Below are 25730 nucleotides of genomic sequence, written 5' to 3' on the forward strand. Positions count from 1 at the left end.
GTCTGGAAAACTTTTATAGCAGAGTTAATGAAGGATTTCCTCTGTTGATGAAAATATCAGACATTGTTGTTTTTTTGCATTGCAATATATTGATCTAACAGATTGAGTTATATCACTTAAAATATTCATTGTAAATTAACTTTTTCAAAAGGTTTAAAATTTGGGCGATAGAAAATAATTTTTGCTAAAATACCCCACTTGGTGTGCATGGGAATGCAGAATATTTCTAATTTACCAGTTTTATGAAAGTGGCTATTTATGGCTATTTTGGAATTGAAAAATATTATTAAACAGTTTGGTGATACAACTGTGGTTAATGATGTTAGCTTGAGTATAGAGCAGGGCGAATTTTTTACCTTACTCGGACCGTCAGGGTGTGGTAAAACAACGTTATTAAGAATGATTGCTGGGTTTGAAAGTCCTGATTCAGGGGAGATCCTGCTTGATGGTAAAAATATAAATGCACTACCACCAGAAAAAAGACCATTACATACAGTATTTCAAAGCTATGCTCTCTTTCCTCATATGACGGTACAAGAAAATATTGCATTTCCCTTAAAGATGGCAAAATGGAATAAAGACAAGATAATTCCTCAAGTAGCTGAATTGATGGAAGATGTTCAGCTGGAAAAATTTGCTGATCGTTACCCGCATGAATTATCTGGTGGGCAACGCCAACGGGTAGCAATTGCTAGGGCATTGGTGGATAGACCTAAATTATTACTTCTGGATGAACCCTTATCCGCATTAGATGCTAGATTACGTGAACATATGCATGTTGAATTGGTCAAACTTCAGGAAGAGACCGGGGTTACTTTCATTTATGTTACCCATGACCAAAGTGAAGCATTAGCGCTATCTAGTCGGATTGCGGTCATGAATCATGGTAATGTTGAACAACTTGGAACGCCAAGAGATATTTATTCTCGCCCCAAAACCTATTATGTCGCTGATTTTATTGGTAAATGTAATTTATTGAAAGCCAAAGTTACCGAAATTGAACCGGATACACTTAGAATCAGGATTGCGGATAGTTTTGAATTATCGCTTCCAAATGAAACTGGTATTACAAAAGTTGGGCAGGAAGGGTGGTTTGCCATCCGTCCAGAAAAAATCAAGGCTAACTGGGATCCTCGCAGTGAAGATGGTATTGCCAATTTTAAGGCAGTAGTCAAAGGTTACTATTATTATGGCGACGGCACCCTTTATGAGTTTACGCTGGAAAATGGTACTGTTTTACAATGTATGTTGGCTAATAGCCGACCACATCAGGCTGCATTCTTTCAGGATAATGATGAGGTATATATTTCAATCAATCCACTAGCTGGTAATTTTTTGGTGAAATAGTATGATACATATGAATAATGCGGGTAAAGAGAAGTGGGTCTTATCCTTGCCTCCAGTGATTTATCTGGTTGGATTATTTTTAATTCCAACGATACTAATGATATTTATCGCTTTTCGGGAACCGGGTGATTACGGCGGAGTTGCTCCCCTTATTACTCATAATAATGGAAGCACCTCACTTAATCTGACCTTGGATGGGTTTCGTTATGCCTTTAGTAGTAGTTTTATCTGGAAACTATTTTTAAGGTCAATGCTATATTCAATCTTGACCACTTTCTGCTGTCTTTTGATTGGATATCCACTAGCTTTATTGATTGCTAAAAGTGCAAAAAAATATCGTGACTTATTATTGTTATTGGTGATTATTCCATTTTGGAGTAATTTTCTGATTCGTGTCTATGCCTGGATGATACTTTTAGGTCCAAATTCGGCGATAAGTAATGTTGTAAATAGTATTCGCCACTTATTTGGATTAGAGCCGCTTGATCTACTATTTTCTTCAGCAGCAGTGATTATTTGTCTCGTTTACATTAACTTACCATTTATGATCTTACCGCTTTATGCTAATTTGGAAAAACATGATTATGCCCTGATTGAGGCTAGCCGTGATTTGGGTGCGAATAAATCTCGTTCTTTCTGGCAAATAACAGTACCCCTGAGTATGCCTGGTATTTTAGCTGGTTGCGGTCTGGTTTTCATTCCGTGTATTGGAATGTTCGTTATTCCTGAACTAGTTGGAAATAACTGTTCAATGATGATAGGAAATCTTATTAAGCAGCAATTTTTACAGACAATGAATTGGCCTCTAGGTAGTGTAACTTCAATTGTCATGACATTGCTTGTTTTAAGTATTTCACTATTTGTTGGTTTTTTGGCGAGCCGTAGTGGAGGTTTGAAATATGCAAGGAAGTAATAAAATTTCAAAAAGCTTGCGTGTTACGGGTACATTGGTATATTTATTTTTATACTTACCTTTAATTGTACTAATTGTTTATTCTTTTAATGATTCACGGGTTAATGTAGGTTGGGTCGGGTTTACCCTAAAGTGGTATAAAGTCCTTTTTGCTGACAAACAGTTAATAAATGCTGCGATTAATTCATTAATAATTGCCTTGATTGCAAGTACTGTTTCGGTGATTCTTGGTACTTTGGCAGGCGTGGCATTACATAAGTATAAAGTTCCGTTGCTTTCAACGTTAGTGATGATTCCTGTTGCCGCTCCTGAGCTTCTGGTTGGTGTTTCACTTCTGTTATTTTTTATTTTAATAAACTTTACTTTAGGTATGGCATCAATTACGCTGGCACATATTGCTTTTTGTGTTTCGTTTGTAACCATAGCAGTCAAAACACGTATGCATGGCATGGATAATAGTCTTCTTGATGCAGCCCGTGATTTGGGTGCTAGCCCGGTTAAATCATTTTTCCTGATTCTTATCCCGACAATTTTACCGGGGGTAATAGCAGGCTGGCTAATGGCATTTACATTATCTATCGATGATTTTGTGATAACTTTCTTTACTGCTGGTGTAGGTTCAAGTACTTTACCCTTAGCCATTTATTCAATGTTAAAAATGGGGGTTACTCCAGAAGTAAATGCGGCATCTACCATAATTATTCTGGTTACATTGGTGTTAACTTCTGTTGCAACCAAACTTTCTCCTCAACTATTTAAATAAAGAGTACTGGTGAAAAAGATTTTTAAATATTTTCTAGGGCTTCTCATTATTAGTCGAGTTGCTTTTGCCACTGAAACAGTTAATTTATATATTGGCTCAAATTATATTGCCGATAGTACAGTTAACCGTTTTGAGAAAACTTATAGCTGCACGCTTAATCAGAATTTTTTCAATGATAATGAAGAAATGCTTGCCAAAATTGCTGCTGGTGCCAATGGCTATAGTGTTATTGTTGCTACTAGTTATGCGGTAGAAGAATTAGCACATATGGGTAAAATAAAACCGCTAGATAAAACGAGACTACCAAACCTGAAGTATATTGACAAGCAGTTTTTGAATCCACCGTACGATCCGGACAATAAATATTCTGTTCCTTATGCCTATACTCCAGTTTTTCTTGCTTATAATAAGGATAAAATGACTGAGTTGGGTATTACTCCCGATAGTTGGGCAGTTATTTTTGATCCGAAATATCTCGTAAAACTTAAAGGACATGTGACTGTTTTTGATTCAGCACGAAATGTTCTTGCTGCTGCTTTACTTTATCTTGGCAAAGATCCAAATACAACCAATTGGAAAGATTTACAAAGTGCGCGTGAGGTAATTGATAGAGCATCACCTTATTGGGCTCGTTACGATAGCGATAGTTATTATCGTGGCATTTTGCGTGGTGATGTCTGGATTGCAATGAGCTATTCAATAGATATCTTTAAAACTATAGAGGATGCTAAAGCCTCACACTCAAAGATCAAAATAGAGGCAGTGTTGCAAAAAGAGGGAAATATGTATGAGTTGGATAATATGGTAATTCCAGTTTTCAATAATAATGATAAACTGGCATACGATTTTATGAATACAGCCCTTGACCCACAAAGTGCCTATGAGCTATCCTCAATGACTGGGTCAAGTGTACCCAATCCTACTGCGATTGCCAAACTAGATAAAAATGTTACCAATATTGACTGGATTTATCCGAAAAACATGAAGAAAATGTATGTTTTTAAAGCGTATGATCCCAAAACCAGAATTATGGTAAATGAGATGTGGACAGAAATGAAAATGAGTGGCAACTGCGGGGTATTCTAGTTATTGACTCTGGGTTAAGTCAGAGAATTAATAGGAGGAGTTAGACTAATGAAATCATGGTGTGGTATTATTTACTTGCTCCTGATGTCTTCATATAATTCCGCCTTTGCTGAAAATGTGATTAATCTTTATACTACTTCAAATTATATTGCTGATAGTACTGTTAGCAATTTTGAAAAACGCTGCAAATGCAAACTATTTTTGAATTATTTTAGTGACCCACAGGAGATGTCAGCAAAGCTTGTAGCTGGTGCTAGTGGTTATGATGTTATTATTGGAACTGGTTACGCGCTTCAGGATATCAATAATGCTGGCAAACTTGCCCAACTTGATTTAAATAAAATTCATAATTTGGCTAATATTGAATCAAAATTCATGCATCAGCCTTTTGATCCTAAAAATTCATTTTCAATTCCATATGCCTATACTCCAGTTTTTCTTGCTTATAATAAGACGGTTCTCGATAAATTAGGGATTGTTCCTGATAGTTGGGCAGTTATCTTTGACGAAAAATATTTGAAACAATTACGAGGAAAAGTTACAGTTTTTGATTCGCAACGTAATGTTTTTGCAGCGGCATTGCTGTATCTTGGTAAGGATCCAAATTCAACTAATCTAAAGGACTTGGAAAGTGCCCGTAAATTGATTGAGCGAGCCTCGCACTATTGGGCTCGTTATGATAGTACAATTTATTATCGCTCTCTTTTGGATGGTGAAATCTGGGTTGCTATGAGTTATTCAAATGATTTATATAATACTCTTCAGGATACTAAAAAGATTAAGTTGAACTATACTTTTGCGGGGATGCTACAAAAAGAGGGGAATATGGTTGAGCTAGATAATGTTGTAATTACTGCAAATACTAAAAATATTGATCTCGATTATCTATTTATCGATACGGTTTTGGAAGCCAAAAGTGCTATTGCCTTGAGTAATGAAACAGGTGCTAGCGTACCAAATTGGCAGGCTTTAGCTTCTTTACCTAGCGATATCGTAAGTAATACTTGGATTTATCCGCAACAGAATAATCTAATCTTTGGCTTTACAGCATACCCACCAAAGATTCGCGTTATGGCAAATGAAATGTGGACCGAATTAAAAATGGAGTGTCATTATTAAGCTGGGAAAAATAAGCCGGAAGGTGCCACCTTTATTATGGCCAAGTTATAGTTTTCTGCTAAAAACTTTTTATTAATTTTCAGAAATCCCGTGGGTTTATTTGTACCCATAGTCTTGCCTATACATTTCTGTTGGCCTTCATCCCATTTTCAATTGCAACTGCAAGTATCAGTGATTGGCTGCCATTTTCAAACAGTTTAGTAGATGAAGTCCAAACTTATTTTTTCTCTCGCTTTCTACCACAGTCTGGTACAGATATTTATGATCTGTTTAAACTTTCTTTCAAGCATTCGACAAGGTTATCAATTGTTGGTGTTATTTCTCTACTGGTAACTACTTATGGCATGATGTTTGCAATTGAACAGCATATTCATCAAATGTGGCACTTAAAACGACAAAGAAAAATTTTACAGACATTATTTATTTTTAGCTGTTTTTTTATTTTGGGTCCGATTATTACTTATTCAATTGCGTATATTTATCGGTTTATATCAGCCAAATTAGATATTCCAGTAGAAATACAGTATATAATATCAGAGTGCTTATCAGTTCTAATTACGACCTCATCTTTTTATTGCTGTTTATAAGTTTATTCCAAATAAAAGAGTAAGCTGGCAGTATGCTGTAATCTCAGGTGTAATAGCAGCAGGGCTCTTTTCACTTTTACGTTGGGTATTTGTGATTTCAATGATGAATTTAAAAGAGGAATATTCCCTTTTATATGGTTCATTAGTAACACTACCAATATTTCTGCTTTGGATTTATCTAAATTCCTTTATTTTTCTTTATTGTGCACAAATTATTTTATGTAGCGGAAAAAAGAAAAGATAGAAAATTAAAAAAGATTTATTCAAGTTGAGTGATAATATATTAAAATTATTCCATATTTTAGGAAAGTACTATGCAAAATCAAGATAGCAAAAAAGTAAATAAGATATTAATTATTGGTAAAGGTGGACGGGAGCATGCGCTAGCTTGGAAGTTTGCATCTGATGATCCTAAAACCGAGATATTTGTTGCAGAAGGCAATGCAGGCTGTGAATTAGTGCCAAATGTTAGTAATATTGCTTTAACTGAAATTGAAGATTTGGTTGGCTTTGCTATGCAAAATAAGATAGATCTTACAGTAGTGGGAAGTGAAGAACTTTTAGTTAAAGGTATTGTTGATAAATTTGAAGCTAATAACTTGAAGATCTTTGGACCCAATAAGCAGGCTGCAATGCTTGAAGGTAGTAAGGCTTATGCCAAAGATTTTATGACAAAATATGGTGTAAAAACAGCAAAATATCAAAATTTTACTGATTATGCTGCCGCGCTTAAATATCTGAAACAAGTTACATTTCCGGTGGTAATCAAGGCTAGTGGTCTTGCTGCTGGAAAAGGTGTAATTATAGCCCATAATAATGATGAAGCAGAAACCGCATTGGCTGATATGTTATTAGGTATGGTGTTTGGCGACTCAGGGTCGGAAGTGGTTATTGAGGAATTTCTTGAAGGTGTAGAAGCCTCCATCCTCTCTTTTACGGATAGTAGAGTAATTATTCCGTTAATAAGTGCCAAAGATCATAAAAAGATTGGAGATGGTGAAACTGGTCTAAATACTGGAGGTATGGGAGTTATTGCACCTAATCCATACGTAACAGATCAAATTAATCAGGAGTTTGTTAGAGATATCCTTGAACCAACTTTACATGGTCTTAAGATGGAAAAGATGGATTTTGCCGGAGTAATCTTTTTTGGTGTGATGATTACTAAAAATGGTGTTTACCTTCTTGAATATAATATGCGGATGGGCGACCCAGAAACTCAAGCCGTACTACCTTTGATGAAGAATCAGCTATTTCCAGTGATAAATAGAGCCATTGATCGTAAACTTGATTCGGTTACTCTTGAATGGGATAGTGGAGCAACTTGCTGTGTAGTAATAGCTTCAGGTGGTTATCCCGAAAAACATCATAATGGCTATGCGATAACTGGGCTAGAAAAGTTTGATTTGGCAGATAGCTATCTTTTTGCTGCTGGAGTGAGCAAAAAACATGATGATTTTGTTACTGCTGGTGGGCGTGTGTTAAACGTTGTAGCTAAAGGAAGTACTCTTGATGAAGCTAGAAATAAAGCATATAAAGCAATAAATTCAGTAAGTTTTAAAGACATGTATTATCGCAGTGATATTGGTAAAATCAGCTAATATTTAAGCAATAAGGCAGGGCAATCAACCCTGCCTTTATTTTATACAATAACGTTTTCACCCTGTTCAAAGACAGTCTGTGCGCGTCCGACGATTAGTGGATCAATTTGTCCAATGCGTTCCGGATCTTTTCCTTTATATGGTAATTTATTTAATATATAACGAAGTGCATTAAGGCGGGCACGTTTCTTACAATCTGATTTAACTACTGTCCAAGGTGCATCAGCAGTATCAGTTGCAAAAAACATTGCTTCTTTAGCTTTGGTATAATTCTCCCATTTATCAAGTGAAGCAACATCAACTGGAGATAACTTCCACTGTTTTAAAGGATGAACTTTACGTTCTTTAAATCTGCGTCGTTGCTCCTCCTGACTTACTGAGAACCAGAACTTAATCAAGAAAATTCCACTTCTTGCAAGCATCCGTTCAAATTCAGGAGTCTGACGCATAAATTCTTGATACTCATCTTCGCTACAGAAATCCATTACACGTTCAACTCCAGCCCGGTTATACCATGAACGGTCAAATAATACAATTTCACCTCTGGTTGGCAAGTGTTGTACATAACGCTGAAAATACCACTGTCCTTTTTCGATCTCCGATGGTTTTTCTAGTGCTACAACACGTGCGCCGCGTGGGTTTAAATGCTCCATAAAGCGTTTGATTGTACCACCTTTACCAGCGGCATCACGACCCTCAAAAAGGATTACGACTTTTTGTCCAGTTTCTTTTACCCACGCCTGTAATTTTAGTAACTCAACTTGAAGCCGATACTTTTGTTTTTCATAGTTTTTACGTGACATCAGGTTTAGGTATGGATAACCACCATTACGCCAGTTTTTATTTAAAATATCATCAGGATTCGCTTTTATATGATTTGATGATTCTTCAGTGAACAAAGATTTTTTTAATGCTTCAATCTCATCAGGGGATAACCCACCCAGAATACTTTTTATTGAATTTACTCCCTGATCTGTAACTTTACCATTCATTTTGTCAATGGCATCTTTTATTGCTTCGTTATGTAAGCCGTCTGCAGCAATTGAGGCGCTGGTGATTTGGTATGATTCTATTGCTCCAGTTGATGAAGTAGGAGTAACATCTCCACTTTTAGTTGCTCTTACTCTAGTATTAATTTTTTTTGTTATTTCGGAATTTTTTCTGGTTTGGGTGCTCTTAGTCATGGGCGTTTTCTTTGCCATAATGTTTCCTTATTGAAGTTGAAGAAGCCTTTTCGGGTAGCTTACCTTATTATTAATAAACAATACAGTTATTTTACCATATTTTTATTGTGGTTAATTGTGGAAAACATGATTTTTTATAAGGTTTTTAATTTCCCATGTAAAAACGCGGTGTTAAATTTGTTTGCAATCTTTTACAATGAGTCCTTAAGCAAAATAAAGGGGGGAATTTCATGAATCATAAAAGTCTAAGTTTAATCAAACAAATGACATTAGCCAGTGCTGTTTTATTTGGTATAACTGCATGCAATAGTGGTGGAAACGCAAATAACAATAATAACACTAATAGTAATTCATTAGCAATTTCGGCTTCAAGCAAAATGTCAGCTAATCAGCACATCCAAAATACCCAAAATATATCAGGTGGAATGAAAGATCCACAAACTTCGGGCTACACAATGATTGTTGGTGCACCGTACAATACAGCAGGTGATAAACCAGCGGCGCAGTTTTATAATGATTTACTTACGCGAATAACAAATCAGTCTAGTCTAAAAATTAGTCGGATTCTATTGAATGTTGATAATCCTGCACAGAACCCGGATATCTATGGATTAAATACTACTGTTGCTAATAGTGGTCTTGCTATTCAATTTATTGAGTCAGTTGCTAAATATAATTTAACCGCCCAAAATAAAATTGAAATCTATGCTTTTACCGATGTAGAGGCAGGTGATCAATATGGTTGGGGTGCTTGGAGCGTTCCAGCGGATTCTGTTAATATTCCTAGCTGTAATAATGTGGTAAGTCAAAATGATTTAAATCATGCAAATATGTTGAAATCTGTTTGCTGGGCAAGCTATGTAAATAAACTTATAGTTAAAGATGGATATGCATCAAATTCAATTGTTGGTAATGCTTATGATGGACAAAAAAGTGCATTGCAGGATACTGATCTAAATCGTGAATGGTTATATAATCAAGAGTCAGCGGATAATTTAAACCTCGGCTGGATTAGTTCAGGTTTAAAGTCATGGGTAAATCTGAACCTTATAGAGGTATATGATTTGGATAAAGGTAATGACTACGCCACACCACGACTTGATACAGTAGCACCTGATGGTGTTGATACTCTTACTACAATTTATAACATGGCAACCAAAGGGCAAGATATTGGAATGTCCGTAAATTATGCCAATGGGGTAGATACATTAACTGGCTCATTTCCTGGTCCACAAAAATTATTGACTTTAGCTCCCGGAAATGCTGAATCTGATTTTGAATCAGGAATGGTTGGGGCAAATATCTATCAATGTGCAATCAATCATGGAAGCAGCGATTATGGCTGTGATGGTACATATACCAATAATGTAGATATAAATGCAACCCCAGACCAGCAAATAATGCAAAGCTTTGGTCATATTTTTAATAATGCTGTAGATAGTCCATTAGGTAATAATGTTTATGGAGCAATTCCTCCTGCTACAGGATGGTCTATCCCACAAAATAGCTCTGTAGTCTATTTGTTATCAACTCAGTATATTGGTCCAGTTGGTTCTTATGCTGGCTCAGGTAAACAATGTATTGATGGAACAAATTGTAGTTGTGTTGCTTCCAAATATAATCCACAAGCTTCATGTGGTGATGAAAATGGTTTTGGCAGTTGGGGAAATTATTTATCACAATTTCAGTCAGTTGCAAGTAGTTTCTTAACATCACAGGGATGTGATAGTACAAATTTCCCAGGAGGCTGTGGAATGGGAATTTATATGTATGATTATATTCCACAACAATGGTTTAATAATTAGAATATGTTGAGGATTTAGAAATACTATTCTGCTTGAGTAATAAACGAGATATCAAAAAAGTGGTGCACCCGACAGGAATCGAACCTGTATCATCAGCTTCGGAAACTGACATTCTATCCATTGAACTACGGATGCATATTGGATTTTATAGAGCGGTCATCATTTTATCACAGATTAAAAAAGCTCAGTTTTAAAACTGAGCTTTTTATGATCGAAAATTCAAAGCTTATGCTTGACCAGCAGGCTTATCTTCTTTCCATTTTACAACAATTTGACGTTTTTTTTGTACGCTAGAATTCAGGTTGTTTAAGCATGCCTGAGCTTCTTCATGACTTGACATCTCTACAAAGCCAAAACCACGACTACGTTTATTTTCATCAGTTACAACTTTACCGTAAATAACAGTACCATACTGACCAAAAATCTGTTTTAACTCATTGGTATCTATAGACCAATCTAAACCAGCTACAAATAATTTCGTATTACTCATCAAATAACCTATAATAAAACAAAAATTAACACACAATTCTATAAGACCAACAAAATGATGAATAACCGACAATCATACAGGCATTAAGCATGGCTTAAGAACTAGTCTAACATCATTATAGCATACCTATTTATAAATACAAAATTTTTATCAAAAATACATGATAAAATATTGGTTTTGTTGTTTATCTTCAACAAATCTAACGTGATCACAAATTATTAGCAAAAGGACAAGTATTTAATGCAGCGTACAAACTACTGTGGCTTTATTACAGAAGCTTATTTGAATCAGGATGTTACCATTAAGGGCTGGGTTCATCGCCGTCGCGATTTGGGTGGGTTAATCTTCATTGACTTGCGTGATCGTGAAGGTCTGGTTCAAGTTGTTGCCGAGCCAGATGCAAGCTGTTTTAATATTGCTAATGAGCTAAAACACGAATATGTGGTAGAAATTAGCGGTAATGTAAGATCCCGTCCGAATCCGAATAATGAGCTAAATACTGGAAAGATTGAAATTGTTGCTACTACGATAAAAATCCTCAATACTGCAAAACCAACTCCAATTCTAGTTGATGATAATAATGTTAGTGAAGTGAATCGGCTTACACATCGGATTATTGATTTGCGTAGTCAGAAAATGCAGCATAATATTCGTTTAAGAGCCAAATTAACTTATTCTATTCGTAAATTTTATGATGAAAATGGATTTTTAGATATTGAAACACCTTTCTTAACCTTGTCAACTCCTGGTGGTGCGCGTGATTTCCTAGTTCCTTCACGGATGAATAAGGGTAAATTTTATGCATTGCCGCAATCACCACAAGTTTTTAAACAGCTTTTTATGGTCTCAGGCTTTGATCGTTACTATCAGATCGTGCGCTGTTTTCGTGACGAAGAATTACGCGCTGACCGTCAACCAGAATTTACCCAAGTCGATATTGAGACTTCATTCCTATCTGAAGAAGAAATTCGTGAAATAAATGAAAAAATGATTATTCAGGTCTTTAAAGAAGTTATGAATGTTGATTTACCGAAGCTACCGGTAATGACTTATGCTGATGCGATGTATTATTATGGTGTTGACAAGCCTGATTTGCGATTAGAAGATTTTAAATTTATTGATTTAACCGCACAATTAAAAGATTGTGGTTTCAAGGTATTTAATGACGCAGCTAAACGTGGGGATGGACGAATCGTTGCCTTGAAGTTACCAGCTTCAGTGACATTGTCACGTAAAGAAATTGATGAATTAACTCAATTTGTAGCTAAATATGGAGCTAAAGGACTAGCTTATATTAAGGTAAATGATGTAAGTAAATTGAGTGAAGAAGGCTTACAGTCGCCGATAGTTAAGTTTTTATCAGCTGATGATTTAAAAACAATAATTGAAACGACAGGAGCTTCTAGTGGCGAAATATTATTATTTGGTGCGGATAAGGCTAAGGTAGTCAATGAATCAATGGGAGCGCTTCGTCTAAAACTTGGGCATGAAAAAGGCTTGGCTAAAGGCGAATGGAAGCCATTATGGGTAATTGATTTCCCAATGTTTGAATATGATGAGGGAGTAGGCAAGTATATGCCTGCGCATCACGCTTTTACAGCACCAAAAGATGAGCATGTTGAACTGCTAACTACCGAACCAGAAAAATGCTTGGCAAAAGCTTATGATATGGTATTAAATGGCTGGGAAATTGGCGGTGGTTCAGTACGGATACATAATGCAGAAGTTCAGACAAAAGTATTTAAAGCAATGAATCTTACTGATGAAGAGGCTAGACAAAAATTTGGGTATCTGCTTGATAATCTTCAGTTTGGTGCTCCACCTCATGGTGGAATAGCATTTGGGCTAGATCGCATTGCGACCATAATGTGTAAAGCTGACTCTATTCGAGATGTAATTGCATTACCTAAGACAACAACTGGTCAATGTTTATTAACTAATGCACCAAATACTGTTGAAGAAGGACAATTGCAGGAAGCTGGAATTGCGCTACTGGCTAACTAGATAATGTACGTTTATTTAAAAAGTTTACAAGGTTAATTAATGAGTAATATATTTGCAATAAGTCCGTTAGATGGTAGATATGCGGATAAGGTGAAAAGCCTGAACGAAACGGTTTCGGAGTTTGGATTAATTAAATACCGCGTTATGGTAGAAATCGAATGGTTTAAATTTCTATTTAGTAAACCTGAATTTGGCTTACCAAGTCTTGAAGCTAAAGATATTGAATTACTTGATTCTATAGTCAATGATTTTAATGAGATTGGTGCGCTTAGAGTCAAAGAAATTGAAGCAACAACTAATCATGATGTAAAAGCGGTTGAGTACTATATCAAAGAAAAAATTGCGCATAATCCAGATCTAGATAAATATCGTGAGTTTATCCATTTTGCCTGCACATCGGAAGACATAAATAATACCAGCTATGGGCTAATGCTAAAAGATGTAAAAAATGTGGTTATTCTTCCAGAATTAAGTAAACTCCAACAAAGGCTTACTGAATTAGCTGATCAATATCGTGATGTTTCGATAATGTGTCGGACACATGGTCAGCCAGCTACACCTTCAACAATGGGTAAAGAGTTATATAATGTAGTTTATCGTTTAGAGCGTCAGATTAAGCAGTTAGAAAAACAAGAGATACTAGCTAAAATCAATGGTGCAGTCGGTAATTATAATGCTCATTTGGTTGCTTATCCAGAATTACAATGGGATACGCTCGCTAAAGAGTTTATTGAATTACGACTTGGACTTCATTTTAATCCATATACAACCCAAATTGAACCACATGATTATCAAGCTGAGATTTATGATAATCTCCGCCGAATTAATACCATTCTTATTGATTTATCGCGTGACATGTGGTCATATATTTCGATAAATTATTTTAAACAAAAAGTAAAAGCAGGGGAAGTTGGAAGTAGTACTATGCCGCATAAAGTTAACCCGATTGACTTTGAAAATGCTGAAGGTAATTTTGGACTAGCCAATAGCGTTCTTGGGCATTTATCAGAAAAACTGCCAATTTCACGCTGGCAACGTGACCTTACTGATTCAACAGTTCAGAGAAATATTGGTGTTGGGATTGGTTATACTTTACTTGGCTTAAGTTCATTATTAAAAGGACTAGGGAAAGTTGAAATTAATTTAAATGCTATAAATCATGACCTAGATAATAATTGGGAGCTTTTGGCGGAGCCAATTCAGACTGTGATGCGTAAATGTAATGTTGCCAATGCTTATGAACAGTTGAAAGAACTTACTCGTGGTAAAAAAGTTAATGCCGAAGGAATTAAGGAGTTTGTTGCTGGGCTTGATTTACCAGATAGTGAAAAAACCAAGCTAGCTTCACTAACGCCACATAACTATATTGGATTGGCAAATAAATTATACTGATTTAATTGGGTCAAATAAATAAACCTGATTTAGTTTGATGTTAATGGTGAATTTTGATTATAATTATGTTGTATGAAATATAGTCCTTAGGAGGCGAAAATGTTTAGAAAAGTTTATGTTCCAATTGATAATTCAGACATCTCTGATAAAGTCTTAACTGAAGCAATTGATTTGGTTAAAGCAACAGGCGCTGAATTACGGATTAGTCATGTAGTTAACCTAGAGCAAATTACCTTTGGTATTGAAATGGTTGGGGTTGCTGAATTGAAAGATGCACTATTAAATATTGGTAAGACTCTTATTGATCAAGTAAAAGCTAAAATCTCTCAATCTGGTGTAAATGCAGATGTTAAACTAATTGAAAATTATGGTTCAGATATCGCAACATTAATCTCTGAAGATGCACGTGAGTTTGGTGCCGATCTATTTATCCTTGGGTCACATCATCTTGGTTCATTCTCACATTTTATTACTGGTGGTATTGCTGAGGAATTGGCTCATGACACGCAAATTCCTATCTTATTAATAACTAAACACAAGCAAAAATAATGATAAAAGGTAGCTTCGGCTACCTTTTATTTGCTATTTCTATTAGTTAATTTTTGGAGTAGCACGGCATAAAGCATGCTTGAAATTAATCAAGCAGAAATAACTGTGCTGTAAAATATACCTACTTAGTAGCTTGATTCATAATTATGTGCGTAATCCTGATTAAAAGATATGTCATCTAGCTCATCATCGTTTACGCTATCATCTAGCCCATTATTTCTATTTGCTAGAATATGCACCTCATTAGCAACAATTTCTGTAGTAAACCGATTGTTATTTTGCTGATCGACCCATTTTCTGGTACGTAATCTACCTTCAACATACATATGGCTACCTTTTTTGGCAAATTTACCAATTATTTCTGCGAGTTTGCCATAAACAACAACTCTATGCCATTCTGTTTGTTCTTTTTTTTCACCGCTAGCCTTATCTCGCCAAGCTTCTGTCGTGGCCAAACTAAAGCTAGTCACTGGCTCACTATTTGTCATATATCGAACTTCCGGATCTCCACCCAGATTCCCAATTAAAATCACTTTATTCACCGATCCGCGCGCCATAAGCCCCCAAGGTATTATATCAAGTATGTAATTTTATATCTAAACATGAGTTTATCATAAGCTACTATTTTGCTCAACTTTGATGACTTGGTGGTTATACTAAAATTATGTTTTATATCAGTATGATATTGTGTGTGGTTAGCAATATACCCATGTGAAATAATTAAAAATCAATAAAAAACGTTGTATTTAGTAACGATTTTGCCAGTAGTTATGTCATGGCTATTGTAATTTTATAGCCTCTCTTGATAATATTGGATAGATTGTAATTGTTATTGATTAATATGAAATAAATAGCCTTAAACGGCAAGGTATGAAGTATTTTAGAAAATAATAGCTAGTAAACTTCGGCTTATTTAAGTATATGATATAATCCAGCTACATGTTTACTGAGAAAGACTTCATGTGTTATTGAATAAGACGGTTATTGACGAAAAATTAATCATAAAAAAAGAAGTGGTTAAGACTTTTGTTTTTGATCTCGATGGTACCATAGTTTATAATGGTAAGCCAGTAGATGAAAAATTTAATCAACTATTACTAGACATCAAAGATGCCGGGCATCAGATTATTTATGCTACTGGGCGATCATTTCGTGATTTTATCCCAGTAATTCCTGAGTGGTCAGTTTGTCAACCAAGTGTTGTTTTTGGTGGTGGGTTAGTTATTGCCAATGATGAGATAAAATTTCAGCAATTTATTGATGAAAGTTATTTACATGAAATAATTGATTTTCTTGAGAAAAATCACGTTCACTATCTGGTTGATGGGCAGAGCAATTTTTATCACCCATCGAAAGAGCACTGGCTTTATCAGGATATAGTAAGATTAACAGGTAAAGTAAAAGCCGAAAGTGCACATCATGTAATTTGTGATGGTGCTTATAAAATACTTATCCTTGATTTTGAATGGCTCGGTCATTTTCAGCAATATATCATTGATAAATCGCTAACCATAAAATGTCATTTTTATGATAAGTGTTTTGATATTATGCCTGCTAACGTTAATAAATATAACGGTTTAAGTATTCTTTCTTTACCTGATCCTGATAATATCTATGTGTTTGGTAATGATCAAAATGATCTCGAACTAATGCAAAATCTGCCAAATAGTATCATGCTTGGGCATCATCAGGAGCTATCTCAATACGCAAAAATCCAGATTCCTTACAATGATGATTTATTTACTAATTTTAAGACTGTTGTTAATGTCATACTAGGAAAGTGATAAAATACTTACCTGATAATTTATATTAAGTGGAAAGCTATTAAGATGTTGGATGTGAATTTATTACGTAATAACCTTGATGAGATTGCTGAACGTCTGGTTATTAAAAAATTTAAGTTTGATAAAGAATTATTTAATCGGCTAGAGCAAGAACGAAAACAGTTGCAGGTTAAAACAGAAGAGCTACAGGCAAAACGTAATACCAGCTCTAAGCAAATCGGGCAATTAAAAGCCAAAGGTGAAGATACTTCGGCAATTATGGCAGAAGTTGCTGGTTTGGGCGATGAATTAAAAGCTGTTGAGACTGAGTTTAATAATATTGCCAACCAATTAAACGCTTATCTGGCTACTGTGCCAAATTTACCGCATGAGTCTGTACCAGTTGGTAATGATGAAACTGCTAATGTCGAAATTCGTCGGGTAGGTGTTCCTCGTGATTTTGATTTTCAGGTAAAAGATCACGTTGATATTGGTGCTAGCCTTAATAACGCGATTGACTTTGAAGCTGGAGCTAAAGTTTCAGGTAGCCGCTTTGCTTTTCTAAAAGGCAATATTGCTAAGCTTCATCGTGCATTGGCCCAATTTATGCTTGATTTACATACTACTGAACATGGTTATACTGAGATTTATTCACCGTATCTAGTAAATGCAAATGCATTATATGGCACCGGACAATTACCGAAATTTGAAGAAGATTTATTCAAAACCAAACGTGGTGATGATGATATGTATTTAATTCCAACGTCGGAAGTGTCAGTTACTAATCTTGCTGCTGGCGAAATCTACAAAGAAGAAGAGCTACCATTTAAGTATAGCTGCCATTCGCCATGCTTTAGAAGTGAAGCAGGTAGTTATGGTCGCGATACTCGTGGCATGATACGGATGCATCAATTTGATAAAGTTGAGATGGTTAATATCGTTCACCCAGATAAATCATTTGAAGCGCTGGAAGCGATGGTTCAATGTGCTGAGAACGTATTAAAAGCATTAAAATTACCGTATCGAGTTATTGCTCTTTGCGGTGGTGATATGACTTTTGGTTCAGCCAAAACTTATGATCTTGAAGTTTGGGTTCCATCACAAAATACTTATCGTGAGATTTCATCTTGCTCAAATATGACTGATTTTCAAGCAAGAAGAATGCAAGCGCGTTTTAAAGATAGCGCTGGTAAAAATCGCCTAGTTCACACTTTAAATGGCTCTGGACTCGCGGTTGGTCGCGCTTTGGTTGCAGTACTAGAAAACTATCAAAATGCTGATGGCTCGGTAACGATACCAGAAGTTTTACGTTCGTACATGGGTTGTGATATTCTTAAATAATAAAGGATTTAGTATGAAAAAATTATTAATTTTAGCTGGGTTTATGAGTGTTGGATCTGTATTTGCTGCACCAAGTGCACCAATGATGGCTGAAAGTGTGCCTGCTTCTTGTAAACAATATCACCAACAAATGAAGCAAAATCATCAGGCAATTGATGCTGCTTACGATAAAAAAGATGCTTGCACTATGGGTAAACTAATGATGCAAAATCGTCAGATTTTTGAAAGCCATCTTGAATGTTTTCCTAAACGCCGTCAGATGATGCAACAACAGCAGGGCGCACAAGGTATGGCGCCAATGCCAAAATAATTAATTTCTGATAGTGTAAGATTTTAATGAAAAAAATTATTGGAGTTGCTTTAGTAGCGGCTATTCTTGCTGGTGCTTGGTTATATTTACGTAATCATAATCAGGATATTAGTGCGGTTGAGTATTCACAGGTAGTCAATCATTCTGAGTCGCAATTATTGGCAGCTAGTGCTGGGACGATTGAAAAATTAAGTCTAACGACGATGCTTGAAGCAGGAATTAAAACCACGGCTGGAGTAATTAAAAGTACTAGGCTTGAAGAAGTTAAGGGTGTTGGTCAATACTCGCTGATGCTTGATGATAAGCCAACTGGCTTAACAACTGTTTCGCAGATTGAACTGATTAAGGGCTTTAGTATTGATAATAAGCAAGTAATGCTTCTTGGTTTTGATCAGGGTGGCAATCAGTGTAGTCGTCAATATGTGATGCTGACCATTAGCAATAAATTAGATATTAGTAAGCCATTTGGTTCATGTTTACCATTAACTGCAATTATTCAGGAAAATAATTCGGTAATAATGGTAATGCCGCAAAATAATCCATATCTTGGTGATGATTTTACTGTCAGTTATCGTTATGAAAATGGTGTAATTAGTCAGCTTACTAAGGTAAAAACTACAGATGCTAAGCAAAAATTTGGCAAAATGTCTGCAACAGATATACTAAATGTGGCGACTAAAGATGGCTGTTATCAGGATGGTGTGATGCTGGATGATAACTCTTGTGGTAATGGGCGTAAATATTGTGCGATGTTTAAGAGTATCGTTAAAGAACCAAAAAATCAGGATTACAAATTTTTAAAAGATTTTTGTACAGGACTATAAATTATGTTTGCATTAACTCGGTTAAATTACTCTTTTCCCGGATTTATGTTGCAGGTTGAGCATGACCATGATTATATTTATCGTGCAAACTTTGCTAGACCTGATGATTCTTTACCGGAAGTCTCGGGCGTGAAGTATGAGTTAACTAGCGAAATAATTCGACAGCTGGATGAGTATAGCCAAAATCCTGATTATCAGTTCAACCTTCCATACCGTTTTAATGGTAGTATTCATCAGCTAAAAGTCTGGCAGATAATTCGTCAGATCCCACGCGGGTATACTATTAGTTATAGCGATGCAGCAAGTCTTATCCATTCTGCTCCACGAGCTATTGGTGGTGCTTGTGGTAAAAATCCATTACCAGTATTTATTCCATGTCATCGGATAATTGCTGCTAATAACAAGCTTGGTGGTTTTAATTCTGGTAATATATTTTTTAGTCTTGATATCAAAAAATGGTTGTTGAAGCATGAAGGTGTTATTATTTCCTAATAGCTTAATTTAGTTCCATCACATTGCTATCGGTGGATTTTTTCTCCAAATCATTTTTCCCTGATTTTCTAAATTATTTCAAATCTTACTCTTGAAAAAATCTTGAAAGATACCATATCTAGTCTAACTATAACAATTAAATTTAATTAGGGTTAATAAAATGTCCAAACGTGATTATTATGAGGTCTTAGGTGTAGCTAAAGGTGCCTCAGATGATGAAATTAAAAAAGCCTATCGTAAACTAGCAATGAAATTTCACCCAGATCGGGTTTCTACATTGCCAGATAAGGAGAAAAAAGAGGCTGAGGACAAATTTAAAGAGCTACAGGAAGCCTATGCAGTACTATCTGATGGTCAAAAACGCCAAATGTATGATCAGTTTGGTCATGCCGGTGTTGGAGGTAACTCTGCTGGTGGCGGTGGTTTTGAAGGGTTTACTGGCGGTGCCGGATTTGAAGATATTTTTGATGTTTTTGGTGATATTTTTGGCGGTGGTGGCAGACGCGGTGGCGGAAGAAATCCTAATGGTGCGATGCGTGGTAGCGATTTGGAGTATAATATCCAAATTACACTTGAAGAATCAGCTATTGGCGTAGAAAAAGAAATAAAATTCCCGCGCACTGAAAAATGTGGTACCTGTGATGGAAAAGGTACTAAAAAACCTGAAGATGTTGTTACATGTAAAACATGTAATGGTGTTGGTCAGGTTCGTTTTGCCCAAGGGTTTTTCTCAGTACAACAGACTTGCCCGGACTGTCATGGCAGGGGTAAAACAATTAAAAGCCCATGTACCGATTGTCGTGGTAGTGGTTTAATCAAAGAAAATCGTAAAGTTAAGGTTACGATTCCAGCTGGGGTTGAAAACGGTAGTACTCTCCGTCTAACAGGTGAGGGTGAAGCTGGCTTAAACGGTGGTCCAAATGGTGATTTATATGTCCATGTAACTGTAAAACAGCATAAAGTCTTTACAAGACAAGGCAAGGATCTGCACTGTGAAATACCGATTACTTTTATTGTAGCTTCGCTTGGTGGTGAGGTTGATGTACCAACTTTAGATGGTAAAACAGTAAAACTTAAAATTCCAGAGGGAACGCAGACCAATCAAGTATTACGTATCCGTGAAAAAGGAATCAAGGGACTACGTAGTGTATTAATTGGTGATTTATACTGTCATATTTATGTTGAAACTCCAGTTAAACTAACTGATACACAAAAAGATCTATTAAAGCAATTTGGAGAAAGCAGTAGCGGTGCAAATTCGCCACATCATCCAAAATCAGCATCTTTTTTTGATAAGGTAAAAGGGTTCTTTGCTGGTGAATGAGTAATGGAAAATACTTAAAAATAATTATCCAATTTTGGATAACTGTTATTCATTAATTAATGATTAATTCTTTTACATAAATGATATAATCCTACAAACGTTTTGTAGGATTTTTTCATGAAGCAGCAAAATAATACACTTAATTTTATTGTTTTATACTGTTTGTTTTTTGGGTGGGGGTTTGTAACCTGTCTGAATGACCTTTTAACGCCAATCTTTAAAGGTTTATTTTCCATTTCTCATTTTCAGGCAAATCTGGTAGCATTTGCCTTTTTTACTGCTTACTTTATCGGTTCGTTAATTTATGTTATGGCAGCCAAATTTGGCATTAAATTTTTTGAAAATTTGGGCTACAAAGGACTGATTCTTTTTGGACTGATTTTATCCGCAATTGGTTGCCTAATTTTTGTTCCAGCTGCAATTTATAAAAGCTATGGAATATTCTTAACTGGGCTTTTTGCGATTGGTTTTGGCTTTACTTTTCTACAAATCTCGGCTAATCCATTGGTACTTATCACTGGAAACCCAGATACTGCCGCTAGTCGTTTAAATCTTGCAGGCGGGTTTAATTCTCTGGCAACGGCAATTGCACCAATTATTGGCGTATTGGTGTTTTACGAACTACTTCAGGTAAAAACTAATTCTGAAAATCTTAAATATCCATATATTATCTTAGCAGGCTTTTTTGGTCTATTGGCTCTCATGATTTACAAATTTTTACACACTAAAGAAGAATATGCTTCTCATGATACTGGTGGTAAGTTATTTGCCTTAAATCATCTAAATCTGATCTTTGGAATGGGCGCGATATTTTTCTATGTAGGTTCAGAAGTTACAATAGGTACTAATTTGGTAGCGTTTTTAAAATCTCCGGAAACAGTTTCGTTACAGGAAGATGTAGCTGGTAAATTACTTGCTTTCTATTGGGGGGAGCTATGATTGGGCGCTTCCTTGGTTCAATAGCTTTAGGTAAATTAGCTAATACCAGCAAATTGTTATTGATGATCGTTGTTAGTGCAGCATTAACCGCATTTCTTATGTACTCAATTGGTTCAGCCGAAGCACAATTAACATATTATGCAATCTTCCAAGTAGTTGCAATTATATTATTCCTTGTTTGTAAATCTAGCCCACGTTTAAATTTGGTGTTATTTTCAATTGTAAATATTGCAAATCTTATTGTAGCAATCATGTTACATAATACTATGTTTGCAGCTTGGGCGATCTTATCAATCGGAATTTTCAATTCAGTTATGTGGCCAAATATTTTCGATCTTGGTATTGCAAAATTAGGGCAATATAAAGAGCAAGGTGCATCTTTATTGGTCATGATGATTCTTGGTGGTGCGCTATTACCTGTTATTCAGGGTAAGATTGCCGATGTTGGTAATATCGTTGACTCATACTGGGTTCCTGTAGTTGGCTATGTGTATATTCTCCTTTATGGTCTATTTTATTCTCAACGTGAGATAAAGTGGATAAAATAGTAGAGAATTGTTATAATAGAGTAATTATACATTTTTTATAGATTGAAATTATTATGATAGTTACAACCACAAATGACGTGCCAGGAAAGGAAATTACTCAGGTTCTTGGGATTGTACATGGTATCGTAGTTAGAACACCAACCATAGCACAGGGGTTTTTGGGTAATATCAAAAATATTTTTGGTGGTCATAATCAAGCATTTACAGATATGTGTGAGCAGACTCGTGAACATGCCTACCAAAATATGATTGCCCAGGCTCAGGCAATGGGTGCTAATGCAATTGTGGCAATGCGTTATGATTCTGATAGCGTTGGCGGTGATCAAACTCGGGCAAATGAGGTTTTCTGTTATGGGACAGCGGTAATTGTCAGATAAGTTTTATCGAGTTATCTAAAGCCAGGTTAATGCCTGGCTTTCTTTATTTAAAATGTAAAAACTATTTACTTTTATCTTATTGAAAGTCCAGTCTGCTGTAGATAAAAATGCAGCTATTGGTACTAAATGATATAATTATAGCTATAAAACTAATTGAATAAATCCCCATACTGGAATGGGGTATTTTAATGTAAATTAAAAATTTAATAAAAATAAATAGAAACAGATTATTAAAGTAGAGTTATAGATGAAAAAATGGCAAAAAATATTGCTGATTTGTGTTTTTGCTTTTGCTTTTCTTGGTAGTATTGTCATAAATATGCCAGCATGGATGGTTGGCACCTTAGTTTATAAGTATTCCAAACATAAATTGGATACAATTAATGAACAAGGAACCTTTTGGAATGGTAAAGCAATGTTGATTGCAATTGATAGGGAAGGGAAAACAGCAGTTCCATTAATTGTAATTGGCTGGAAAATTAGACTCGGACTAACTAAGCTGATAGATATCAATTTTTCCTCTTCTAATCAGACAATAGCAAATGCAGCATTGACAAAAACAGGTTTGTTGGTTGATAACGTTAATCTTTCATTATCACTAGATCAGATAACTCCACTTGTTGAAAATTTAAATAGTTTGAGTCTTTCCGGTAATGTTCATTTGACCGCAAATAAATTGACAATATCTAACAAAATGCAGGGTAATATCGATATTAAACTTGATAATGTTGCTTCAGGAATGGCACCAGTTAATCCGATCGGTAGCTATCATGTTGTACTTGATCTTTCAAATCTTGGTATTAATATTGATAGTAATCCTGATTCAGTTATCACTATAAGTGGCTCTGGTAGTGCTAATGGCTTAATGTTGAGTTCCAGAGTTAAAGAAGATAAAAAAGAACAATTATTACAATTTATGACCATGCTTGGAATACCTCAGGCAGATGGTTCATATCAATTTAAAGTATTTTAGTCTATGAATTTTATTTTTGGACTTCATAGCGTCGAAGCATTGTTAAAAAATAATCCCGAGCAAATTGAGATTGTTTATATTGATAACCATAGACAGGATAAACGAGTAATTCAGCTTGTTGAGTTATTAGATCAGGCTAGCATCAAATACGAATATATTAGCAAAAATATTCTTGATAAAAAAGCACCTGGTGTGAACCATCAGGGCATAGTTGCTATGGTAGCAAATAAGTCTTCATTTTTGCCACAGCTTAGCTTTAAAGATTTTCTCAAAGAGAAATCAGTCAATGAGTCTTCTATAGTTATTGTTCTAGATGGTATTACTGATCCGCATAATCTTGGAGCAATAATTCGCACTTGCGACTGTTTTGGCGTTGATGCGGTAATTGTTCCCAAAGATAATTCGGCTAGTGTTAATGCTACTGTAGCTAAAACTTCAGCAGGTGCGGTCAATTATGTACCAGTAATTGTAGTAAATAATTTGGCGAGGACATTGGAAGAATTAAAAGAACATGATTACTGGATTGCTGGGACTACCTTAGCTGAAAACTCGGTTGAGTTATTTGATTTTACTCCAGATAAAAAAATTGTTTGGGTCATGGGGAGTGAAGATAAAGGTATTCGGCGATTGGTTGCTGAAAACTGCGATTATTTGGTTAGTATTCCGATGGAAGGGAATACTCAATCACTGAATGTTTCAGTTGCGGCAGGTGTCGTTTTGTCATACACAAAATACATAAAGAATAAAAATTAATTTAATTAGGGTAATAGTTTGTAATTATGGATATTAATCAACAGTTAACGATAATAAAAAAAGGTGTCGAAGAGTTATTGCTTGAAAATGAACTTATTGAAAAATTAAAGCAAAACCGTCCATTAAGAGTAAAAGCTGGTTTTGATCCTACTGCTCCTGATTTACATCTTGGACATACTGTATTACTTACCAAAATGCGTCAGTTACAAGATTTAGGGCATCATATTATGTTCCTTATTGGCGACTTTACTGGAATGATCGGTGATCCTACTGGTAAAAATGCTACCCGCCCGCCATTAACTCCAGAGCAGATTAAAATAAATGCTGAGACTTATACCAAACAAGTATTTAAGATTCTTGATCCACAGAAAACCGAAATCTGCTTTAATTCTACTTGGCTAGCAGAGCTTGGAGCTGCTGGAATGCTAAAGCTTGCAGCCAGTCAGACGGTTGCTAGAATGCTTGAACGCGATGATTTCTCAAAACGCTTTAAAAATAATCAGTCTATTTCTATCCATGAATTTATGTATCCATTACTACAGGGCTACGATTCAGTTGCGATGAAAGCTGATATTGAATTAGGTGGTACTGATCAGAAGTTTAATCTATTAATGGGGCGTGAGTTACAAAAGCAGAATAATCAGCCATCCCAAGTGGTTTTAATGATGCCGCTACTTGAAGGGCTTGATGGTATTAATAAAATGTCTAAATCCCTAGGTAATTATATTGGTATTGCAGAATCGGCTACTGAAATCTTTGGTAAAATCATGAGCGTTTCCGATGATTTAATGTGGCGCTATTTTGATTTGGTATCATTAAAATCTCCAGAGGAAATTAGTGAGCTTAAACTTGCAGTGAATAATGGCGAAAATCCACGGAACGTAAAAGTTAAACTAGCAATGGAGTTAGTCGCTAGATTCCATGATGAAGAGGCGGCAAATGCTGCTTTAGCTGATTTTGAGACTAAATTTAAGCGTAATGAGATCCCTGAAGATCTACCTACGCAGGAACTAGCTCTTGAAGCCGATAGTATTACTATTGGTGTGTTATTAAAGCAGGCTGGATTAGTTGCTTCAAGTAGCGAAGGCATGAGAATGATAGAGCAGGGCGGAGTTAAAATTGATGGCGAAAAAATTAGTGATAAAAATTATCAGTTAGCTAAAGGTAGTAACTTTGTCGTTCAGGTTGGCAAGAGGAAATTTGCCAGAATTAATTTAATTTGAATTTGACTTAATTATTGGTGATA

The 25730-nt window shown here is 35.5% G+C and carries 27 protein-coding genes and 1 tRNA gene; 24 read left to right on the top strand and 4 right to left on the bottom strand.

The window, feature by feature from the left end; all coding sequences use genetic code 11:
• Positions 1 to 258 precede the first annotated feature (258 nt).
• From CUN60_RS06370 to purD, 8 genes are all read left to right on the top strand, one after another.
• Positions 259 to 1347 (top strand): ABC transporter ATP-binding protein, encoded by a 1089-nt coding sequence (locus CUN60_RS06370; RefSeq protein ID WP_102951232.1) that lies wholly within the window; start codon positions 259 to 261, stop codon positions 1345 to 1347.
• 1 nt (position 1348) lies between these two features.
• Entirely contained in the window at positions 1349 to 2260 is a 912-nt protein-coding gene (locus tag CUN60_RS06375) for an ABC transporter permease (protein WP_245866375.1), read from the top strand.
• Positions 2247 to 3023 carry an ABC transporter permease gene (locus tag CUN60_RS06380; protein WP_102951233.1) on the top strand — a complete coding sequence of 259 codons (777 nt, stop codon included), beginning with the start codon at positions 2247 to 2249 and terminating at the stop codon, positions 3021 to 3023. Before CUN60_RS06375 ends, CUN60_RS06380 begins: the two co-directional genes overlap by 14 nt.
• Before the next feature lie 9 nt (positions 3024 to 3032).
• On the top strand, positions 3033 to 4109 hold the full coding sequence (locus CUN60_RS06385; protein WP_102951234.1) for an ABC transporter substrate-binding protein: 1077 nt from the start codon (positions 3033 to 3035) through the stop codon (positions 4107 to 4109).
• A 48-nt stretch (positions 4110 to 4157) separates the two neighbouring features.
• Positions 4158 to 5228: an ABC transporter substrate-binding protein gene (locus tag CUN60_RS06390; RefSeq protein WP_102951235.1), complete on the top strand. Its 1071-nt coding sequence runs from the start codon at positions 4158 to 4160 to the stop codon at positions 5226 to 5228.
• Positions 5229 to 5326: 98 nt separating this feature from the next.
• Positions 5327 to 5815, top strand: a complete 489-nt coding sequence (locus CUN60_RS06395) for a YhjD/YihY/BrkB family envelope integrity protein (RefSeq protein ID WP_279639060.1) — start codon at positions 5327 to 5329, stop codon at positions 5813 to 5815.
• A 40-nt stretch (positions 5816 to 5855) separates the two neighbouring features.
• On the top strand, positions 5856 to 6059 hold the full coding sequence (locus CUN60_RS13445) for a YhjD/YihY/BrkB family envelope integrity protein (RefSeq protein ID WP_425266152.1): 204 nt from the start codon (positions 5856 to 5858) through the stop codon (positions 6057 to 6059).
• A gap of 70 nt (positions 6060 to 6129) precedes the next feature.
• On the top strand, positions 6130 to 7416 hold the full coding sequence (gene purD, locus CUN60_RS06405) for a phosphoribosylamine--glycine ligase (protein ID WP_102951238.1): 1287 nt from the start codon (positions 6130 to 6132) through the stop codon (positions 7414 to 7416).
• A gap of 41 nt (positions 7417 to 7457) precedes the next feature.
• Here purD and ppk2 read toward each other — a convergent pair whose 3' ends face one another.
• Positions 7458 to 8618 (bottom strand): polyphosphate kinase 2, encoded by a 1161-nt coding sequence (ppk2, locus tag CUN60_RS06410; RefSeq protein WP_102951239.1) that lies wholly within the window; start codon positions 8616 to 8618, stop codon positions 7458 to 7460.
• A 212-nt stretch (positions 8619 to 8830) separates the two neighbouring features.
• Between ppk2 and CUN60_RS06415 the strand changes: the two genes are divergently transcribed.
• Positions 8831 to 10405 (top strand): hypothetical protein, encoded by a 1575-nt coding sequence (locus CUN60_RS06415; protein WP_102951240.1) that lies wholly within the window; start codon positions 8831 to 8833, stop codon positions 10403 to 10405.
• Between the two features lie 60 nt (positions 10406 to 10465).
• Here CUN60_RS06415 and CUN60_RS06420 read toward each other — a convergent pair.
• Both CUN60_RS06420 and CUN60_RS06425 read right to left on the bottom strand, forming a co-directional pair.
• A tRNA-Arg gene (locus CUN60_RS06420) sits at positions 10466 to 10540 on the bottom strand.
• Positions 10541 to 10631: 91 nt separating this feature from the next.
• Positions 10632 to 10895: an RNA recognition motif domain-containing protein gene (locus tag CUN60_RS06425; RefSeq protein ID WP_102951241.1), complete on the bottom strand. Its 264-nt coding sequence runs from the start codon at positions 10893 to 10895 to the stop codon at positions 10632 to 10634.
• Between the two features lie 240 nt (positions 10896 to 11135).
• On the opposite strand from CUN60_RS06425, the gene aspS reads away from it, so the two are divergent.
• The 3 genes from aspS (at position 11136) to CUN60_RS06440 (ending at position 14840) form a co-directional block, all read left to right on the top strand.
• A complete protein-coding gene (gene aspS / locus CUN60_RS06430) occupies positions 11136 to 12899 on the top strand; it encodes an aspartate--tRNA ligase (protein ID WP_102951242.1) in 1764 nt (587 codons plus the stop codon).
• Between the two features lie 39 nt (positions 12900 to 12938).
• A complete protein-coding gene (purB, locus tag CUN60_RS06435) occupies positions 12939 to 14291 on the top strand; it encodes an adenylosuccinate lyase (protein WP_102951243.1) in 1353 nt (450 codons plus the stop codon).
• A 99-nt stretch (positions 14292 to 14390) separates the two neighbouring features.
• Entirely contained in the window at positions 14391 to 14840 is a 450-nt protein-coding gene (locus CUN60_RS06440; protein WP_102951244.1) for a universal stress protein, read from the top strand.
• Positions 14841 to 14965: 125 nt separating this feature from the next.
• Here the strand turns inward: CUN60_RS06440 and ssb are convergent, their stop codons facing one another.
• Entirely contained in the window at positions 14966 to 15397 is a 432-nt protein-coding gene (gene ssb, locus CUN60_RS06445) for a single-stranded DNA-binding protein (RefSeq protein ID WP_102951245.1), read from the bottom strand.
• Positions 15398 to 15802: 405 nt separating this feature from the next.
• Here ssb and CUN60_RS06450 point away from each other — a divergent pair, with 405 nt between their 5' ends.
• The 12 genes from CUN60_RS06450 to tyrS all read left to right on the top strand — a co-directional run bounded on the left by CUN60_RS06450 (position 15803) and on the right by tyrS (position 25707).
• Positions 15803 to 16624, top strand: a complete 822-nt coding sequence (locus CUN60_RS06450) for an HAD-IIB family hydrolase (RefSeq protein ID WP_102951246.1) — start codon at positions 15803 to 15805, stop codon at positions 16622 to 16624.
• A gap of 45 nt (positions 16625 to 16669) precedes the next feature.
• Positions 16670 to 17944, top strand: coding sequence for a serine--tRNA ligase (gene serS / locus CUN60_RS06455; RefSeq protein WP_102951247.1), 1275 nt, complete (start codon positions 16670 to 16672; stop codon positions 17942 to 17944).
• Between the two features lie 13 nt (positions 17945 to 17957).
• Positions 17958 to 18254: a hypothetical protein gene (locus tag CUN60_RS06460; RefSeq protein ID WP_102951248.1), complete on the top strand. Its 297-nt coding sequence runs from the start codon at positions 17958 to 17960 to the stop codon at positions 18252 to 18254.
• Between the two features lie 26 nt (positions 18255 to 18280).
• Positions 18281 to 19078: a hypothetical protein gene (locus tag CUN60_RS06465; RefSeq protein WP_102951249.1), complete on the top strand. Its 798-nt coding sequence runs from the start codon at positions 18281 to 18283 to the stop codon at positions 19076 to 19078.
• A 3-nt stretch (positions 19079 to 19081) separates the two neighbouring features.
• Positions 19082 to 19570 (top strand): methylated-DNA--[protein]-cysteine S-methyltransferase, encoded by a 489-nt coding sequence (locus CUN60_RS06470; RefSeq protein WP_102951250.1) that lies wholly within the window; start codon positions 19082 to 19084, stop codon positions 19568 to 19570.
• A gap of 160 nt (positions 19571 to 19730) precedes the next feature.
• The gene (gene dnaJ, locus CUN60_RS06475; protein WP_102951251.1) at positions 19731 to 20894 is read left to right on the top strand and encodes a molecular chaperone DnaJ; all 1164 of its coding nucleotides are present in this window, start codon (positions 19731 to 19733) and stop codon (positions 20892 to 20894) included.
• A 117-nt stretch (positions 20895 to 21011) separates the two neighbouring features.
• Positions 21012 to 21833, top strand: a complete 822-nt coding sequence (locus tag CUN60_RS06480) for an MFS transporter (protein ID WP_102951252.1) — start codon at positions 21012 to 21014, stop codon at positions 21831 to 21833.
• Complete coding sequence (locus CUN60_RS06485; RefSeq protein ID WP_102951253.1) at positions 21830 to 22381, top strand: MFS transporter; 552 nt, start codon at positions 21830 to 21832, stop codon at positions 22379 to 22381. The genes CUN60_RS06480 and CUN60_RS06485 overlap by 4 nt, the downstream gene beginning before the upstream one ends.
• A 53-nt stretch (positions 22382 to 22434) precedes the next feature.
• Positions 22435 to 22758: a YbjQ family protein gene (locus tag CUN60_RS06490; protein ID WP_102951254.1), complete on the top strand. Its 324-nt coding sequence runs from the start codon at positions 22435 to 22437 to the stop codon at positions 22756 to 22758.
• Between the two features lie 247 nt (positions 22759 to 23005).
• Entirely contained in the window at positions 23006 to 23731 is a 726-nt protein-coding gene (gspN, locus tag CUN60_RS06495) for a type II secretion system protein N (RefSeq protein WP_102951255.1), read from the top strand.
• Between the two features lie 3 nt (positions 23732 to 23734).
• Entirely contained in the window at positions 23735 to 24484 is a 750-nt protein-coding gene (rlmB, locus tag CUN60_RS06500) for a 23S rRNA (guanosine(2251)-2'-O)-methyltransferase RlmB (protein WP_102951256.1), read from the top strand.
• A 26-nt stretch (positions 24485 to 24510) separates the two neighbouring features.
• On the top strand, positions 24511 to 25707 hold the full coding sequence (gene tyrS, locus CUN60_RS06505) for a tyrosine--tRNA ligase (RefSeq protein WP_102951257.1): 1197 nt from the start codon (positions 24511 to 24513) through the stop codon (positions 25705 to 25707).
• Positions 25708 to 25730 lie beyond the last annotated feature (23 nt).

The organism is Aquella oligotrophica, from assembly GCF_002892535.1.
Taxonomy (GTDB): domain Bacteria; phylum Pseudomonadota; class Gammaproteobacteria; order Burkholderiales; family UBA11063; genus Aquella; species Aquella oligotrophica.

Coding starts and splice junctions, on each gene's coding strand:
- ppk2 (WP_102951239.1), bottom strand. CDS start 8,618: ATGGCAAAGAAAACGCCCATGACTAAGAGCACCCAAACCAGAAAAAAT.
- CUN60_RS06440 (WP_102951244.1), top strand. CDS start 14,391: ATGTTTAGAAAAGTTTATGTTCCAATTGATAATTCAGACATCTCTGAT.
- CUN60_RS06390 (WP_102951235.1), top strand. CDS start 4,158: ATGAAATCATGGTGTGGTATTATTTACTTGCTCCTGATGTCTTCATAT.
- purB (WP_102951243.1), top strand. CDS start 12,939: ATGAGTAATATATTTGCAATAAGTCCGTTAGATGGTAGATATGCGGAT.
- CUN60_RS06490 (WP_102951254.1), top strand. CDS start 22,435: ATGATAGTTACAACCACAAATGACGTGCCAGGAAAGGAAATTACTCAG.
- CUN60_RS06480 (WP_102951252.1), top strand. CDS start 21,012: ATGAAGCAGCAAAATAATACACTTAATTTTATTGTTTTATACTGTTTG.
- rlmB (WP_102951256.1), top strand. CDS start 23,735: ATGAATTTTATTTTTGGACTTCATAGCGTCGAAGCATTGTTAAAAAAT.
- dnaJ (WP_102951251.1), top strand. CDS start 19,731: ATGTCCAAACGTGATTATTATGAGGTCTTAGGTGTAGCTAAAGGTGCC.
- CUN60_RS06415 (WP_102951240.1), top strand. CDS start 8,831: ATGAATCATAAAAGTCTAAGTTTAATCAAACAAATGACATTAGCCAGT.
- CUN60_RS06380 (WP_102951233.1), top strand. CDS start 2,247: ATGCAAGGAAGTAATAAAATTTCAAAAAGCTTGCGTGTTACGGGTACA.
- purD (WP_102951238.1), top strand. CDS start 6,130: ATGCAAAATCAAGATAGCAAAAAAGTAAATAAGATATTAATTATTGGT.
- aspS (WP_102951242.1), top strand. CDS start 11,136: ATGCAGCGTACAAACTACTGTGGCTTTATTACAGAAGCTTATTTGAAT.
- CUN60_RS06470 (WP_102951250.1), top strand. CDS start 19,082: ATGTTTGCATTAACTCGGTTAAATTACTCTTTTCCCGGATTTATGTTG.
- gspN (WP_102951255.1), top strand. CDS start 23,006: ATGAAAAAATGGCAAAAAATATTGCTGATTTGTGTTTTTGCTTTTGCT.
- ssb (WP_102951245.1), bottom strand. CDS start 15,397: ATGGCGCGCGGATCGGTGAATAAAGTGATTTTAATTGGGAATCTGGGT.
- CUN60_RS06465 (WP_102951249.1), top strand. CDS start 18,281: ATGAAAAAAATTATTGGAGTTGCTTTAGTAGCGGCTATTCTTGCTGGT.
- CUN60_RS06375 (WP_245866375.1), top strand. CDS start 1,349: ATGATACATATGAATAATGCGGGTAAAGAGAAGTGGGTCTTATCCTTG.
- CUN60_RS06485 (WP_102951253.1), top strand. CDS start 21,830: ATGATTGGGCGCTTCCTTGGTTCAATAGCTTTAGGTAAATTAGCTAAT.
- CUN60_RS06370 (WP_102951232.1), top strand. CDS start 259: ATGGCTATTTTGGAATTGAAAAATATTATTAAACAGTTTGGTGATACA.
- serS (WP_102951247.1), top strand. CDS start 16,670: ATGTTGGATGTGAATTTATTACGTAATAACCTTGATGAGATTGCTGAA.
- tyrS (WP_102951257.1), top strand. CDS start 24,511: ATGGATATTAATCAACAGTTAACGATAATAAAAAAAGGTGTCGAAGAG.
- CUN60_RS06460 (WP_102951248.1), top strand. CDS start 17,958: ATGAAAAAATTATTAATTTTAGCTGGGTTTATGAGTGTTGGATCTGTA.
- CUN60_RS06425 (WP_102951241.1), bottom strand. CDS start 10,895: ATGAGTAATACGAAATTATTTGTAGCTGGTTTAGATTGGTCTATAGAT.